The organism is Stenotrophomonas sp. 3diitr2024, from assembly GCF_042136455.1.
Taxonomy (GTDB): Bacteria; Pseudomonadota; Gammaproteobacteria; order Xanthomonadales; family Xanthomonadaceae; genus Stenotrophomonas; species Stenotrophomonas sepilia.
On the sequence record NZ_JBHHMJ010000708.1, the window covers coordinates 1 to 325 of the forward strand.

The following is a 325-nucleotide window of genomic DNA, read 5'->3' on the forward strand; positions in this document are numbered from 1 at the left end:
CTGCAGTTCGTTGGACTCGCCGGTCGGGCTGGGCAGCTTCTCGGCGTGGCTGAACTGCTCGCGTGCCTGCTTGGCGTAATAGCGCAGGAAATCCACGGCTTCCCGCACTTCGGCGATGTCGGCCATGCCCATGGGCATGCCGGGGTGGCCGGACTTTGCGGTTTCAACCGCAATGCCCAGTGGGCGGTGCAGGTCGATCAGCGCGGGACGCAGGTGCACATCCACCGGCGTATCCTCGGCCACCACCCCGATCACGCGCTCGCGCAGCGGTTCGGCCACGGCCATTGCCAGGATCAGTCGCGCCATGCGCGCGGAATCCCCCTCA

1 pseudogene is annotated in these 325 nt (G+C 67.4%); it reads right to left on the bottom strand.

The annotated features are described in order from the left end of the window. Positions 1–325: pseudogene (locus ABGA94_RS18625) on the bottom strand (hypothetical protein); the annotation flags it as partial.